The sequence below is a fragment of the Streptomyces sp. NPDC000075 genome (assembly GCF_040301925.1).
Lineage (GTDB): Bacteria > Actinomycetota > Actinomycetes > Streptomycetales > Streptomycetaceae > Streptomyces > Streptomyces polychromogenes.
Genome location: NZ_JBEPFL010000043.1, coordinates 17,022 through 32,339 on the forward strand (window position 1 = coordinate 17,022; position 15,318 = coordinate 32,339).

Sequence of the window (15,318 nt, forward strand, 5' to 3'; positions counted from 1 at the left end):
GTGGGTGGGATGGACCGGGTCCTAGAGGCGTTCGAAGGAGCGGCGGCGCTCCCAGTCGGTGACCGCGGAGTCGTAGGCGTCGAGTTCGACGCGGGCCATGTTGCGGTAGTGGGCGACGACCTCGGGGCCGAAGGCGGCCTTGGCGATCTCGCTGTTCTCCCAGAGCTCCGCGGCCTCGCGCAGGGTGGTGGGGACGTGGGCGAAGTCGGCGGTGTAGGCGTTGCCGGCGCAGGCCTCGGGGAGTTCGAGGCGGTTCTCGACGCCGTAGATCCCGGCCGCGACCAGGCCGGCGACGGCGAGGTAGGGGTTGACGTCGCCGCCGGGGAGGCGGTTCTCGAAGCGCATGGAGCGGCCGTGGCCGACCACTCGGAGGGCGCAGGTCCGGTTGTCGACGCCCCAGGCGACGGCCGTGGGCGCGAAGGATCCCGGCCGGAAACGCTTGTACGAGTTGATGTTGGGGGCGTAGAGAAGGGAGAAGTCGCGCAGCGCCGCCAGCTGGCCGGCCAGGAAGTGCCGCATCAGCGGTGACATGCCCCCTGGTCCGTCCCCGGCCATGGCGTTGCGTCCGTCGGCGTCGGTGAGCGAGAGGTGGATGTGACAGGAGTTGCCCTCGCGCTCGTCGAACTTGGCCATGAAGGTGAGCGAGACGCCTTCCTGGGAGGCGATCTCCTTGGCCCCGGTCTTGTAGACGGAGTGCTGGTCGCAGGTGGTGAGCGCCTCGTCGTAGCGGAAGGCGATCTCGTGCTGGCCGAGGTTGCACTCGCCCTTGGCGGATTCGACGGTCAGGCCGGCTGCCTGCATCTCGTTGCGGATCCGTCGCAGCAGGGGTTCGATGCGGCCGGTGCCGAGGACGGAGTAGTCGATGTTGTACTGGTTGGCCGGGGTCAGGGCGCGGTAGTCGGCGTTCCAGGCCTGTTCGTAGGTGTCCTGGAAGACCATGAACTCCAGCTCGGTACCGACCATGGCGGTGTACCCGTGTTCGGCGAGGCGCTCCAGCTGCCGGCGCAGGATCTGGCGGGGCGCGGCGACGACGGGGGTGCCGTCGTGCCAGGCGAGGTCGGCGAGGACGAAGGCGCTGCCGGGGTTCCAGGGGATGCGGCGGAGGGTGGCGAGGTCGGGGTGCATGGCGAAGTCGCCGTAGCCCCGGTCCCAGGAGGACATCTCGTATCCGTCGACGGTGTTCATGTCGGTGTCGACGGCGAGGAGGTAGTTGCAGCCCTCGGTGCCGTGGTCGAGGACCTCGTCGAGGAAGAACTGTGCGGCGAACCGCTTGCCCTGGAGGCGCCCCTGCATGTCGGGGAAGGCCAGGACGACTGTGTCGATCTCACCACTGGCGACGAGGGAGCGGAGCTCCTCGGGCGCGAGCGGCGGCTTGCGGTCTACCACGGGGATCTCTCCTTCGGTGAGCCGAGGAGGCCTAAGGTATTGAACAGAACCATTGCTTGGGAAGGGGAGAAGCCGAGATGACCGATACGGCGGGCGACGGGGGCCCGATCGCGCGGCTGAATCCCGTGCTGCGGCAGGTGCGGGCGGGCAACGGTTTCGAGGAGGCGCTCGAACAGATCCTCCAGGTGGTCCGGCTGGGCCTGGTGCCGGGCGGGGAACGGCTGCCGCCCGAGCGGGAGTTGGCGGAGCGGATGGGGATCAGCCGGGTCACCCTGCGCGAGGTGCTGAAGGTGCTCCAGGACCAGGGCCTGGTCGAGGCCCGGCGCGGCCGGTACGGGGGCACGTTCGTGCTGGCCCGCCCCGACACCCCGGCCGGCGGCGCCGAGGAGGAGCTGCGCCGGCGCGTGGCGGGGGTGGACATCGAGGACGTGCTGCGCTTCCGGGAGGTCCTGGAGGTGGGCGCGGCCGGGCTGTGCGCCTCGCAGGGGCTCTCGGAGGAGGACGCGCAGCGGCTGCTGGGCGCGCTCGCCGCCACCCACGACGCCCCGCTCGCCGAGTACCGCCGCCAGGACACCCTCTTCCACCTGACCCTGTGCGAACTGGCCGGCTCGGCCAGCCTGACGGCCCAGTACGCGGCCGTCCGGGCCCGGGTGAACGACCTGCTGGACTGCATCCCGCTGCTGGTGCGCAACCTGGAGCACTCCCAGCAGCAGCACAGCACCCTGGTGGAGGCGGTGCTGGAGCGGGACGCGGAGGCGGCGCGGGCGGTGATGCGCGAGCACTGCTGCGGTACGGCGGCCCTGCTGCGCGGGTTCCTGGCCTGAGGCGGGTGAGGTTCTTGTTACCTCCGTTTTACGCAGGGGTCTTGCGCGCTCCCCGCTCTTGACGCAAAGGTACGCAGCGAAACCTTTCCCCCCGGGCAGGAGCGCACATGGCCGAAGACCTTTCCACCGCGCCCGCATCACCCGCCGTCGGGGACGCCGACGCGGAGTACCACCAGCGCCGGACCCTGCGCCGAGGCAGCGCCGGCTGGCTGCTGCTGACCGGACTCGGCGTCGCCTACGTCGTCTCCGGCGACTTCTCCGGCTGGAACGTGGGCCTGTCCAAGGGCGGCTTCGGCGGCCTGGCCGTCGCCACGGCGCTCATGGGCGCCATGTACGCCTGCCTGGTCTTCTCCCTCGCCGAACTGTCCACCATCCTGCCCACGGCGGGCGGCGGCTACGGCTTCGCCCGCCGCGCGCTGGGCCCCTGGGGCGGCTTCCTCACCGGTACCGCCATCCTGATCGAGTACGTCCTGGCCCCGGCGGCCATCGTCATCTTCATCGGCGACTACGTCGAATCCCTCGGCCTGTTCGGCCTGACCTCCAGCTGGCCCGTCTACCTCGGCTGCTTCGTCGTCTTCATCGGCGTCCACCTGTGGGGCGTCGGCGAGGCCCTGCGCTTCAGCCTCATCGTCACCGCGGTGGCCGTCGCCGCCCTGCTGATCTTCGCCTTCGGGGCGCTCACCGGCTTCGACGTGAACTCCCTCGACGACATCCCGGTGGACGCGAGTGCGTTCGGCTCGAACTCCTGGCTGCCCTTCGGCGTCCTCGGCATCTGGGCCGCGTTCCCCTTCGGCATGTGGTTCTTCCTCGGCGTCGAGGGCGTGCCGCTCGCCGCCGAGGAGGCCAAGGACCCGGTCCGCTCCATGCCGAAGGCCCTGGCCATCTCCATGGGCATCCTCGCCCTGCTGGCCCTGGTCACCTTCTTCGCCGCCACCGGCGCCCAGGGCTCCGACGCCGTGAAGTCGGCCGGAAACCCCCTCGTGGTGGCCCTGGAGGGGGACGGCGGCCCCACCGCCCTCAGCCGCTTCGTCAACTACGCGGGCCTGGCGGGCCTGGTCGCCTCCTTCTTCTCCCTCATCTACGCCGGCTCCCGCCAGCTGTTCGCCCTCTCCCGCGCCGGCTACCTGCCGCGCTTCCTGTCGCTGACGTCGAAGCGCAAGGCCCCGTACCTCGGACTGGTGATCCCGGGTGCCATCGGTTTCGCCCTCGCGGCGGCCACCGGCAACGGGGCGCGGATGCTGAACATCGCGGTGTTCGGGGCGACCATCTCCTACGCCCTGATGGCCCTCTCCCACATCGTGCTGCGCCGCCGCGAGCCCGGACTGGAGCGGCCGTACCGCACGCCCGGAGGGGTCCTGACCTCGTCCGTCGCCTTCGTCCTCGCCCTTTCGGCCCTGGTCGCCACCTTCCTCGTGGACATCGACGCCGCCCTCATCGCCCTCGCCGTGTACGCCGTCGCCCTCGCCTACTTCGCCTTCTACAGCCGCCACCGGCTCGTCGCCTCGGCACCCGAGGAAGAGTTCGCCGCGCTGGCGGAAGCCGAGGCGGAGTTGACCCGCGACTGAAATCCTGATCCCGCACCCTGCTCCCGGCACCACCCTGGAGGTAACACCGTGCCCAGGCCGCTCATCGGCATCACCACCTACGTGGAGGAGTCCACCCGCTACGGGGCATGGGACCTTCCCACGTCGCTCGTCCCGTCCGGCTACTACGAACTGGTCCAGGCGGCGGGCGGCGCGGCCGTCCTGCTGCCCCCGGACGACACGGACCGGGCGGCGGAGGTGCTGGGACGGCTGGACGGGCTCATCGTCTCCGGCGGCCCGGACGTGGACCCCGTCCGGTACGGGGCTCCGCGCGACCCCCGTACGGGTGCCCCCGCCACCGTCCGCGACGAGTGGGAACTGGCCCTGATCCGGGCGGCCCTGACGGGCGGGCTCCCGCTCCTCGGCATCTGCCGGGGCATGCAGGCGCTGAACGTGGCCCTGGGCGGCACGCTGATCCAGCACATCGACGGCCACGTCCACACCCCGGGCGTCACCTCCTGGCACCCCGTCACCCCGGTGGCGGGCACCCGGTACGCGGAACTGGTGCCGGAGGTCGCGGACGTCCCGACGTACCACCACCAGGCCGTGGACCGCCTCGGCCGGGGGCTGGTCGTCTCGGCGTACGCGCAGGACGGCACGGTCGAGGCCATCGAGGACCCCGACCGGTCGAACTGGGTCGTGGGCGTGCAGTGGCACCCCGAACGGGACAAGGACACCCGGGTGATGGCCTCCTTCATCGAGGCGGCCGCCGCCCTGCGGGCGGTACCGGTCTCCTGACGCGGCGCGGGCCACGCGGGGCGTCTCCGCGCGTGGCCTGCGGGCACGAATGGCCCTCCGGGCGGACGGCGCGCACCCTGGAAGGATGCGGACGGAAGCCTACGGAGCGGCCACCGGCCGGCTCGCCGGGTTCCTGGAGAACCCGGTCGTCGGGATGGCGCCGTGGATCGTCTTCTCCCTGCTGGTCGGCCCGGGCCGGTTCGAAATCGCGGTCGCGGCCGCCCTGGCGATGATCGTCGCCCTTGTCGTGGCCGGCCGGGTGGTGCACCGGGGCAGCTCCTGGAAGCTGCTGGAGGTGGCCGACGTGGTCTTCTTCGCCGCCCTGGCCGTCATCGGCGCCCTGGCGAGCGCCGGCACGCTGCGCTGGCTGGAGACCTACGCGGGCGAGGTCTCCAACCTGGCCCTGACGGCGATCGCCTTCGGCTCGATGGCCGTCCGGATGCCGTTCACCCTCCAGTACGCCCGCGAGCAGACCGACCCCTCGCTGTGGCACGCGCCCGCCTTCCTGCGCACCAACTACGTGATCACCGGGGTGTGGGGGCTGGCCTTCCTGGTGGCGGCCCTGGCGGGCGGCTTCGGGGACCTGGTCCTGCGCAACCCCGACAACATCTGGACCGGCTGGATCATCCAGATCCTGGCGATCGTCGCCGCCCTGCGCTTCACCGCCTGGTACCCGGGGGTCGTCCGGGCCCGCGCCCGGGGCGAGCCCGGACCGGGCCGGGCCTCCCTGCTGCTGCCGCTGGCGGGGCTGCTGGTGCCGATCGGGATCGCGGTGCTGGTGTTCGACGGGAACGTGTGGTGGCTGGGCGTGGCCCTGATCGTGGGGGGCGGGCTGCTGACGAAGACGCTGCAGGCCCGGGTCCAGGACTGAGCCCGGGCCCGGGCCGTGGCGAGCGGACCGTCGTCAGCCGTCGGAGTGGGCCCGCTCGGCTGGGACCACTAGCTGAAGGCGACCGACCGGAGCTTCAGCTGCGCCGTGCCGCGGCCCGTGAGCGGGCGCAGCGTGAACCAGTCGCCCTCGCACTCCGGGTCGGTGAACACCGTGGCCGTCGAGGTGGTGCGGTTGCGGGGGGGAGTGCGCAGGGGAGCTCGCGCTCGGGTCGGCCACCTCGGGCAGGGTGATGCACTCGCCGCTCTTGGGGTCGAGCAGGATCCCGATGTGCGTCCTGCCGTCCAGGCCGACGTACGAGTCCTGGAATTCGCCGACGGCGGCCGACGCCGACGCCGGGATGGTCAGGACGAGGGACAGCGCGCCGAAGGCGGCGAGGGCCGCGTGGCGAAGACGCATGGGTGATTCCTTTTCACAGGGGTGGGCAACGCGCATCACCTTCCCGTCGCGGCCGCCCCGGGTCACCGCCCGCCCCGCGCCGAAACGATCCGCCCTCGCCCGTCCGGCCTACACCCCGCGCCGGGTCAGCGACAGCAGGTCCCGCGCCGGGCCCGCCGGACGGGAGCCGGTCGGCCAGACGGCGCGCAGGGCGCGGGCCAGCGCCGCGCCCGGGACGGGCACCTCCACCAGCCGGCGGGTCGACAGCTCGTCGTCCAGGGCGAGCTCCGACAGGACGCACGGCCCGGCCCCGCTGAGCGCCGCCGCCTTGACGGCGGTGGTCGAGGCCAGCTCCAGCAGCGGCTGGGCCAGCCCGCCGGACGGGGCCAGCGCGGCGTCGAGCACCTGCCGCGTCCCCGAGCCGCGCTCGCGCAGGATCAGCGGGCTGCCCGCCAGCTCCGCCGGTTCCACCCCCTTCGAGCGCCGCGCCCAGGGGTGGTGCGGGGCCACCGCCACCACCAGGCGGTCCTGCGCGATGACGGCCGAGTCCAGGCCGTCCGGGACGGACAGCCCCTCGACGAACCCGAGGTCGGCCTCGTGCGCGAGGACCCGCTGGGCCACGTCGGCGGAGTTCCCGGCGTGCAGGGAGACCGCCGTGCCGGGCCGCTCCCCGCGCAGGGCGATCAGCCAGCCCGGCAGCAGGTACTCGGCGATGGTCATGCTGGCGGCCACCCGCAGCCGCGAGTCCCGCCGCCCGCGCAGGGCCTGCGCGCCCGCGTCGAAGGCCTCGGCGGCCTCCACCACCCGCCGGGCCCAGTCCGTGACCAGCGCGCCCTCGGCCGTCAGCGTCGAGCCGCGCGGGGAGCGGTCCACCAGGGCGACGCCGAGGCGGGTCTCCATCGCCCGGATCCGGCTGCTCGCCGCCGGCTGCGTGATGCCCAGGCGGCGGGCCGCGCCGCTCAGGCTGCCGACCCGCGCCACCGTGAGCAGCAGCTCCAGCACGCCAAGGTCCGGCACACGGTGTGCGAGCGGAACCGTCTCCTCGTTACCCATAACATCAGTTTATGGCCTTATAGACGTGCGACCTCTGCCGTACGGCCCCGGCCGACGGGACGCTGGACCCATGGCCACCACCGCCGTGCGACCCCGCACCGTCATAGAACTCGCGCCCCGGGCCCACAAGGCCCCCGCGCTGCGCCACCTCGGCCCCAACTGGTACGCCTCCGTCATGGGTACGGCGATCATCGCGAACGCCGGGGCCACCCTCCCCTACCAGCTCCCGGGCCAGCGCGTGGCCTGCCAGCTCGTCTGGGCGCTGTCCGCCGTGGCCCTCGCCGTCCTGCTGACCGCCCGCGCCGGGCACTGGCTGCACCACCGCGACCAGGCCCGCGCCCACCTCCTCGACCCGGCCGTCGCCCCCTTCTACGGGTGCCTGGCGATGGCCCTGCTGGCCGTCGGCGGCGGCACGCTCATCGTCGGCAAGGACCTGATCGGGACCGGCGCCGCCGTCGCCGTGGACACCGTCCTGTTCACCGCCGGCACCGTGATCGGCCTGGTCATGGCCGTCGTGGTGCCCTACCTGATGGTGGTCCGGCACAAGGTCGAGGCCGCGCAGGCCTCTCCCGTCTGGCTGCTGCCCGTGGTCTCGCCCATGGTCTCCGCCGCCGTCGGCCCCCTGCTGGTCCCCCACCTGCCCGCCGGGCAGCCCCGTGAGGCCCTGCTGATGGCCTGCTACGCGATGTTCGGGATCAGCCTGCTGGCCGTCCTGCTGCTGCTCCCCCTGGTCTTCGGCCGGCTGATCACCCACGGCCCCCTGCCCCTGGCGCTGACCCCCGCCCTCTTCCTGGTCCTCGGCCCCCTCGGCCAGTCGACCACCGCCGTGAACCAGCTCGCCGACGTGGCGCCCGGCGCCGTCGAAGCCCCCTACGCCCAGGCCCTCGGCGCCTTCGCCGTCGTCTACGGGGTGCCCGTCATGGGCTTCGCCCTGCTGTGGCTGGCCCTCGCGGCCGCGATGCTGGTCCGGGCCGCGAGGGACGGCATGGGCTTCGCGATGACCTGGTGGGCGCTGACCTTCCCCGTCGGCACCTGCGTCACCGGCGCCGCCGGGCTGGCCCGCCACACCGGGCTGGACGCCTTCGCCTGGCTGGCCGCCGTCCTGTTCCTGGGTCTGGTCACCGCCTGGCTGCTGGCCGCCGTCCACACCCTGCGCGGCCTGTTCAGCGGGCGGCTGCTGCCGAAGACCGCCTGAGCGCCGCCGCCAGCACCGCCGGGGCCTCCGCCAGCGAGGGCCCGTACCAGGTCAGGTGGCGGCCGCTGACGAGTGCGGCGGGCAGGCCGGGGAAGGCCTCCGGGCCGTCGTCCGCCGTGAAGCGGTACGGCTCGTCGGGGAGCACCACCAGATCGCAGCCGCTCCCCGCCAGTTCCTCCACCGGCACCCTGGGATACCGCTCGGGGTGCCCCGCGTAGGCGTTGCGCACCCCCAGCCGGGCCAGCAGGTCGCCCGCGAAGGTGTCCCGGCCCAGCACCATCCACGGCCGGCGCCAGATCGGCACGAAGGCGGTCAGCTCCCCGACGGGCTCCACCCGCGCCCAGGCCTCCTCGGCCCGGTCCAGCCACTCGGGGCGCTCCAGCCCCAGCGCCCCCACCAGCAGCCGGTCCAGCTCGGAGAAGGCCTGCGGCAGGTCGCGGATCTCGGTGACCAGCACCTCCAGCCCGGCCGCGCGCAGCGCCGCCAGGTCCGGGGCCCGGTTCTCCTCCTCGTTGGCGATCACCAGGTCGGGGCGCAGCTCCGCGACGGCCCGGACGTCGGGGTTCTTCGTCCCGCCGATCCGTACGGCCTCCCCCAGGCCGGCGGCCGGATGGGTGCACCAGTCGGTGACCCCGGCGAGCAGGCCCGGCGCGCTCACCGCGACCGCTTCGGTCAGGGAGGGCACGAGCGAGACGACGCGCACCGGCTCAGTGCCCCGGCGAGGGCGGCTCGGAGGTGGCGTGGATGTGGTCGCCGACGGCCACGACCAGCAGCCGGGTGTCGTCGCTGACGGCCCTCCAGCGGTGGCGCACCCCGCCGGAGAGGAACAGCGCGTCGCCCTCCTCCAGCCGGTAGGCGCGGCCCTCGGCCTCCACCTGGCAGGCGCCGGAGACCACGTACATCAGCTCGTCGTTGCGGTGCTGGTACTCGCGGCCGGCGTCCTGGTCGCCGTTGAACTCCAGCGCGTGCAGCTGGTGGTGGCCGCGTACGAGGGGACGCACCCCGCCCACGGGCCCGAGCCCGGAATCGTCACCGGCCCGCACCAGGTCCACCGTGCGGGCGGTGTCGGAGGCGGCGAGCAGGTCGACGGCCGTGGTCTCCAGGGCGTCCGCGACCCGCTCCAGCGAGCGCATGCTGGGGCGGGCGCGCTCGTTCTCTATCTGGCTCAGGAAGGGCACGGACAGCCCGCTGCGCGCCGACACCGCGGCCAGCGTGAGGTGCAGCGCGCGGCGCCGCTTGCGCACCGCGACGCCCACCCGCAGCGGCTGCTCCTTGGCGTCCTTCTCCTTGTCGTTCACGTCGGGGCCGCCCGCCCGGGCGAAGCCGTACTCCGTGCCGTCCGTGGCGTCCGCGATGTTCCCGTCTTCCTTGCCGTTCATGTCGGGGCTGCCCTCCCCTACCCGTGGTCGCACATCGGTGTGCTGTAAGCACCTTACGCAGCAACCGCCCCCGGATTCGCGCGCAAGGGCTCTCCGGGCCGCTCCCCGGCCGATTCCCGTACCCGCCCGGTCACCCCGCGTCGCCGTCGCCGGCCCGCCACAGCACACGGTCGCCGTCGAGGACCACCGCGTCCCCGCCGGGGCGGACCAGCAGCCGGGCGCCCGGGTGACCGGCGGTGCCGCTGCTCCAGGCGGCCTTGCCGTCGGCGGTGCGCACGGTGAGCTCGCCGTCGCGGGAGAAGGCGGCCTCGCTGCCCTTCCCCGCGGTGCCCGCGCTCCAGCGCCGGGCTCCGGAGGGGTCGAGGAGGACGAGGTCCCCGTCGGCGTCGAGGGTCAGCCGGGCGGCGCCGGCGTCGAGGACGTCGCCCGCGCGCAGCACGGTGCCGGGGTGGACCTCCAGGGAGACCTCGAGCCGGCCCTCGGCCAGTTCCCGCAGGACGGGGATCGAGGGGGTGAAGGCGTAGAGGGCGCCCTCGGTGCGGATGAACCGGCCGAAGCGCAGGGTGGTGGCGCGGCTGCCGCCCTCGGACTCGCTCTCGAAGGCGACGGGCGAGCCGGGGCCGAGGACGGGGTCGGCGCCGGTGCGCGGGTTGCGGCCGGCCGGGAAGTCCGGCTCGTTGATCCACTGCTTGGCCACGAACTCGAACTGCTGGACCAGGTCGGCCTGGTAGCCGATGAACACCAGCCCGCGCGAGGCCCCGTTCGTGCCCTGCCCGGGTTCCTGGGCGGGGTCGTAGGCGGGGCCGTACGGGATCCCGCGCCGGATGATGCGGTGGCCGTCGGTCACGGCGGGGTCGAGCGGGGGGCGGCCGAGGGCGGGGACGAGGCCGTCGCGCGGGTTGCCCTTGCGGATGTGCGCGAACAGCGGGGTGTGCCAGCCCTGCGGGTCGTCGCGGTAGGAGACGGCGGTCGGGCCGGTGCCGGCCGGGCAGGGCCGTTCGGCGAGGGGGCAGCCCGCGACGGGGGTGCCGCCGGGCCAGCGGCCGACCAGCCGGGCGGCGAGCCAGGTGTCGGTCGCGTCGGCGGGCGCGGCCCCGGCCCGCTTGAGCTCGGCCAGCCGCTCGCGGGCCTGGGCCCACCAGCCGGGCACGTCCTGGGCGAGCCGGCGGACGACCTGGAAGGAGCCCCCGGTGGCCCAGGCGGGCAGTCCGGCGGGCCGGTTCCCCGCCTTCTCCTGTCCGACGATGAACTCCCCGGCGGGGACCAGCCGGGCGCCGGGCTTGCCGAGCACGGTGTTGCCGGTCGCCGGGTCGGGGGCGTTGAACCCGCGCACGCCCGGCTGGCTGATGCCGTCGGTGAAGCCGAAGTGCTCGTGCCCGCGCAGGGCGCCGGGCAGGGTGCCGGCGTCCTGCCGGAAGACCAGCACCCCCTGGGCGGGCCCGAGGGCCTGCTGGTGGCGGTCGACGGCCTCGGCGAGCTTCCTGGGGTCGTCCGCCGCCAGGTTGAGGATCGCGTGCACGGCCCGGTGCGGCCCCTCGCCGCCGAACAGCCAGGAGTCGGGGGAGCTGTCGCCGGTGTCCCCGAGCGCCTCGGCCCGCTCGGCGGGCCCCTGGGCGAAGGCCTCGGCGGTGCTGCCGGCCGGCAGTGCGGGGAAGGGGTCACGGCCGGCGAGGAAGCCCAGGCCCGCATGGGTGAGGGAGAGCCCGGTCCACTGGGCGGACAGGGAGGCCGGGTCGGTTCCGCCCGCCTTGGTCCGGGCGGCGCTGAAGGCGGCGTTGAACCTGGCCATCTCCTCGGTGGTGGAGATCTGCGGCAGCAGCCGGCGCAGCCAGCGCCGGGCCAGGACCGGCTCGCGGAAGCGGAGGAACAGCAGGCAGGCGTGGTCCTTGCGGGAGCCGGCGAGGATGTCGCCCTGGCTGTCGCGGTCGGAGCGCAGGGGCAGGTCCGCCGCGTCGGCGGCGGCCGGCGGGGGTGCGGCCGCCGGCCGCGGGGCCGTCGTCGCCGCGGCCGCGGCGCGGGGGCACGCGGCCAGCGCGGCGGCGGCCACCGCACCGGCCCTGATCACGGTCCTGCGGGCGGGGTCGGTGGACTGGACGGCATCCATCGGGGCTCCTGGGGGCTGGGGGCGGGGCCGCGCCGCACCGCCCCCGCCGCGCGCCGACGGCGCGCGCGGGCAGGGGCGTACGGAACTCCTCGCACGGGGACCGGGCGCGGCCGAGCGGCCCGCCTGTGATCAACACCCTCGGGGAGGAAGCGCGGGCGCGCGCGCCGGACGAACTGTTTGAGTGATCATTCGCCCACCAGGGGTGACGGCCCTGCGGCCGGGCGGGTTGCGGCATCATCGCCTGCATGACGACGACCACACGACGGCTGATGCTCCTGGACACCGCGTCCCTCTACTACCGCGCCTACTTCGGCGTCCCGGACTCCGTGAAGGCCCCGGACGGCACCCCCGTCAACGCCGTGCGCGGGCTGCTCGACTTCATCGGCCGGCTGGTGCAGGACCATCGCCCCGACGACCTGGTGGCCTGCATGGACGCCGACTGGCGGCCGCACTGGCGGGTCTCGCTGATCCCCTCGTACAAGGCGCACCGGGTCGCGGAGCTCACGGAGTCGGGTCCGGACGTGGAGGAGACCCCCGACACCCTGGCCCCGCAGGTCCCGATCATCGAGGCGGCGCTGGACGCGTTCGGCATCGCCCGGGTGGGGGTCGCCGGGTACGAGGCGGACGACGTGATCGGCACCCTGACGGCCCGCGCCACCGGCCCGGTGGACATCGTCACCGGCGACCGGGACCTCTACCAGCTGGTCGACGACGCCCGGGCGCGCCGGGTCCTGTACCCGCTCAAGGGCGTGGGCAGCCTCCAGGTGACCGACGAGGCCTGGCTGCGCGAGAAGTACGGGGTGGACGGCCCCGGCTACGCGGACCTGGCGCTGCTGCGCGGCGACCCGAGCGACGGACTGCCGGGAGTCCCGGGCATTGGCGAGAAGACCGCCGCCAAGCTGCTGGACGCGTACGGGGACCTGGCCGGGATCATCGCGGCCGTCGACGACCCGACGTCGAAGCTGACCCCCACCCAGCGCAAGCGCCTGGACGAATCCCGCCCCTACCTGGCGGTGGCCCCGAAGGTCGTCAAGGTGGCCGCGGACGTGCCGCTCCCCGCCTTCGACCCGGCCCTCCCCCAGTCCCCCGCCCGGCCCGAAATGGTCGAGGCGCTCGCCCATCGGTGGGGTCTGGGAGGAGCGGTGTCACGCCTGAGCAGCGCACTGCGCCCATGAGGTGCTAACTTAGGTAATCCTAAGCTTCGTAAGCACCAGGGGAGAGACCGTGGCAGAAGGACGCACCCGTACCGTCGGCACCGCAGTCGTCGTACGCACCGAACGGCTGACACCGCACATGGTGCGGCTCGTGCTGGGCGGAGACGGACTGGCCGGATTCGGCGCGGGCGCGTACACCGACCACTACGTCAAGCTCCTCTTCGAACCCGAGGGCGTGCGCTACCCGGAGCCCTGGAACCTCGACGTGATCCGCGCGACGCACCACCGCGAGGCCTGGCCCCGCCAGCGCGCCTACACGGTCCGCGCCTGGGACCCGGAGCGGCTGGAGCTGACCCTGGACTTCGTCGTCCACGGCGACGAGGGCCTCGCCGGCCCGTGGGCGGCCCGCGTCCAGCCCGGCGAGCTCGTCCACTTCCTCGGCCCCGGCGGCTGCTACGCCCCGGACCCCGCCGCCGGCTGGCACCTCCTCGCGGGCGACGAGAGCGCCCTGCCGGCGATCGCCGCCTCGATGGAGCGGATGCCGCGCGGGGCGCGGGTGTACGCCTTCGTGGAGATCGACGGCCCGCAGGACGAGCAGGACATCGCCACCCCGGACGGCGTCACCCCCGTCTGGCTCCACCGGGGCGACCGCCCGGTGGGCGCGGCCCTGCTGGAGGCCGTCACCTCGCTGGACTTCCCCTCGGCGGACGTCCACGCCTTCATCCACGGCGAGGCCGGCTTCGTGAAGGAACTCCGCCGCCACCTGCGCCTGGACCGGGGGGTGGCGCGCGAGCGGCTCTCCATCTCCGGCTACTGGCGCCAGGGCGAGACGGACGAGGGGTGGCGGGCGATCAAGCGGGACTGGAACGCCACGGTGGAAGCCGAACAGGACCTCCCGGCCCGAGCCGCCGCCTGACCCCTGCGATATCCAGCCCCGCCGGCGTTTGAGGCGCGGGCGCGGAGCGCCGTGTTCGTAGCCGCACCGGCGTTTGAGGTGGAAACGGAGAAAGGGCGGGGCGGGGAGAAGCTCCGCGCAGCGGCCCCGCCGCGCGCCGGACTCACCCGAACGCCACAATGGCGACATGCGCACGCACCGCGCCGCCGCGTTCGCCGGGGCGGCGATCCTGCTCACAGCCGGGACGGCCGCGGCGGAGCCGACCCCGCCCCCGCCCCCCAGACCCCGCATCAGCGACGCCGCCGTCGCCACGGCGGTGAGCCGCCTCGACGCGGACGTCGCGGACGTCATGCGCCGCACCGGCATCCCCGGCGTGGCGGTGGCCGTGGTCCACCGCGACAAGGTGCTCTACCTCAAGGGCTTCGGCCTCCGCCGCACCGGCGAGAGCGCGAAGGTGGACCCGGACACCGTCTTCCAGCTGGCCTCCGTCTCCAAGCCGCTCTCCTCCACCGTCGTCGCCGGCGCCCTGCGCGACCCCGCCGCCTGGGACGAGCCCCTCGGCTCCTCCCTGCCCGGCTTCGCGCTGAAGGACCCCTGGGTGACCTCCCACGTCACCCCCGCCGACCTGTTCTCCCACCGCAGCGGCCTGCCCGACCACGCCGGCGACCTCCTGGAGGACCTCGGCTACGACCAGTCGTACATCCTCGGCCACCTCCGCGAGGAGCCCCTCACCCCCTTCCGCGCGAGCTACGCCTACACCAACTTCGGCCTCACCGCCGCCGCCGAGGCCGTCGCCCGCGCCCACGGCACCACCTGGCAGAAGCTCAGCGCGGACACCCTGTTCAAGCCCGCCGGGATGACGCACACCAGCACCGAGTTCTCCGCCTACGCGAACGCCTCCGACCGCGCCTACACGCACGTCAAGAACCCCGACGGCACCTGGAGCCCGCGCTTCGTCCGCGACGCCGACGCCCAGACACCGGCCGGCGGGGCCAGCTCCACCGCCCGGGACATGGCCCGCTGGCTGCGGCTCCAGCTCGGCGACGGGGTCCTCGACGGGAAGCGGATCATCCCCGCCGACAGCCTCAACCGCACCCGCCTCCCCGAGATCGTCTCCCAGCCCCAGACCTTCCGCGGGGTCCCGCAGTTCTACGGCCTCGGCTGGAACGTCAGCTACGACGACGCCGGCCGGCTGCGCCTGGGCCACTCGGGCGGCTTCGAACTCGGCGCCAACACCAACGTCACCATGCTCCCCCTCGAACAGCTCGGCATCGTCGTCCTGACCAACGCGGCCCCCGTCGGCCAGGCCGACGCGATCGCCCTGGACTTCTTCGACACCGCCGAGCACGGCGCGCCGACCGCCGACTGGCTGGCCCTGACCGGCGCCCTGTACGCGCAGGAGCTGAACGAAGGCCACCGCTCCACCACCGACTACGCGCACCCGCCCGCCGGAGCCAAGCCCGCCCGCGCGGCGAGCGCGTACACCGGCACCTACGAGAACCCCTTCTACGGCCCGCTCACCGTCACCGCCGACGCCAAGGGAGCCCTGACCCTCTCCCTCGGCCCCAAGCCCCTGCGCTTCCCGCTCACCCCCTACGACGGCGACACGTTCAGCTTCGAGACCGCCGGCGAGAACGCCATCGGCCGCACCGGGGTGACCTTCTCCGACGGCAAGGTCCGCATCGAGTACCTGGACGCCGAACACCTGGGCACCTTCACCCGGAAGTAGGCCGGCCGCCT

General features: G+C 74.0%; 13 protein-coding genes. 8 read left to right on the forward strand and 5 right to left on the reverse strand.

The window, feature by feature from the left end; translation table 11 throughout:
• Positions 1-21: 21 nt before the first annotated feature.
• A complete protein-coding gene (locus tag ABT403_RS34150) occupies positions 22-1,386 on the reverse strand; it encodes a glutamine synthetase family protein (RefSeq protein ID WP_344159096.1) in 1,365 nt (454 codons plus the stop codon).
• Positions 1,387-1,463: 77 nt separating this feature from the next.
• On the opposite strand from ABT403_RS34150, the gene ABT403_RS34155 reads away from it, so the two are divergent.
• The 4 genes from ABT403_RS34155 to ABT403_RS34170 all read left to right on the forward strand — a co-directional run bounded on the left by ABT403_RS34155 (position 1,464) and on the right by ABT403_RS34170 (position 5,402).
• Positions 1,464-2,210, forward strand: a complete 747-nt coding sequence (locus ABT403_RS34155) for a FadR/GntR family transcriptional regulator (protein WP_344159094.1) — start codon at positions 1,464-1,466, stop codon at positions 2,208-2,210.
• Positions 2,211-2,317: 107 nt separating this feature from the next.
• Positions 2,318-3,775 (forward strand): ethanolamine permease, encoded by a 1,458-nt coding sequence (eat, locus tag ABT403_RS34160; RefSeq protein ID WP_344159092.1) that lies wholly within the window; start codon positions 2,318-2,320, stop codon positions 3,773-3,775.
• A gap of 48 nt (positions 3,776-3,823) precedes the next feature.
• Positions 3,824-4,531: a gamma-glutamyl-gamma-aminobutyrate hydrolase family protein gene (locus ABT403_RS34165; RefSeq protein ID WP_344159090.1), complete on the forward strand. Its 708-nt coding sequence runs from the start codon at positions 3,824-3,826 to the stop codon at positions 4,529-4,531.
• Positions 4,532-4,616: 85 nt separating this feature from the next.
• Complete coding sequence (locus tag ABT403_RS34170; protein WP_344159088.1) at positions 4,617-5,402, forward strand: hypothetical protein; 786 nt, start codon at positions 4,617-4,619, stop codon at positions 5,400-5,402.
• 525 nt (positions 5,403-5,927) lie between these two features.
• Here the strand turns inward: ABT403_RS34170 and ABT403_RS34175 are convergent.
• Positions 5,928-6,851: a LysR family transcriptional regulator gene (locus tag ABT403_RS34175; RefSeq protein WP_344159086.1), complete on the reverse strand. Its 924-nt coding sequence runs from the start codon at positions 6,849-6,851 to the stop codon at positions 5,928-5,930.
• 70 nt (positions 6,852-6,921) lie between these two features.
• On the opposite strand from ABT403_RS34175, the gene ABT403_RS34180 reads away from it, so the two are divergent.
• Complete coding sequence (locus tag ABT403_RS34180) at positions 6,922-8,046, forward strand: TDT family transporter (RefSeq protein ID WP_344159084.1); 1,125 nt, start codon at positions 6,922-6,924, stop codon at positions 8,044-8,046.
• Here ABT403_RS34180 and ABT403_RS34185 read toward each other — a convergent pair.
• From ABT403_RS34185 to ABT403_RS34195, 3 genes are all read right to left on the reverse strand, one after another.
• Positions 8,015-8,749: a helical backbone metal receptor gene (locus ABT403_RS34185; RefSeq protein ID WP_344159082.1), complete on the reverse strand. Its 735-nt coding sequence runs from the start codon at positions 8,747-8,749 to the stop codon at positions 8,015-8,017. The genes ABT403_RS34180 and ABT403_RS34185 overlap by 32 nt on opposite strands.
• Positions 8,750-8,753: 4 nt before the next feature.
• Entirely contained in the window at positions 8,754-9,302 is a 549-nt protein-coding gene (locus ABT403_RS34190) for a helix-turn-helix domain-containing protein (RefSeq protein WP_344159789.1), read from the reverse strand.
• Positions 9,303-9,555: 253 nt separating this feature from the next.
• Positions 9,556-11,529: a Dyp-type peroxidase gene (locus tag ABT403_RS34195; RefSeq protein ID WP_344159080.1), complete on the reverse strand. Its 1,974-nt coding sequence runs from the start codon at positions 11,527-11,529 to the stop codon at positions 9,556-9,558.
• Positions 11,530-11,798: 269 nt separating this feature from the next.
• Between ABT403_RS34195 and ABT403_RS34200 the strand changes: the two genes are divergently transcribed.
• The 3 genes from ABT403_RS34200 (at position 11,799) to ABT403_RS34210 (ending at position 15,307) form a co-directional block, all read left to right on the forward strand.
• Positions 11,799-12,704, forward strand: coding sequence for a 5'-3' exonuclease (locus tag ABT403_RS34200; RefSeq protein WP_344159786.1), 906 nt, complete (start codon positions 11,799-11,801; stop codon positions 12,702-12,704).
• Positions 12,705-12,753: 49 nt separating this feature from the next.
• Positions 12,754-13,599, forward strand: coding sequence for a siderophore-interacting protein (locus tag ABT403_RS34205; protein ID WP_344159078.1), 846 nt, complete (start codon positions 12,754-12,756; stop codon positions 13,597-13,599).
• 166 nt (positions 13,600-13,765) lie between these two features.
• Entirely contained in the window at positions 13,766-15,307 is a 1,542-nt protein-coding gene (locus ABT403_RS34210) for a serine hydrolase (RefSeq protein ID WP_344159076.1), read from the forward strand.
• Positions 15,308-15,318 lie beyond the last annotated feature (11 nt).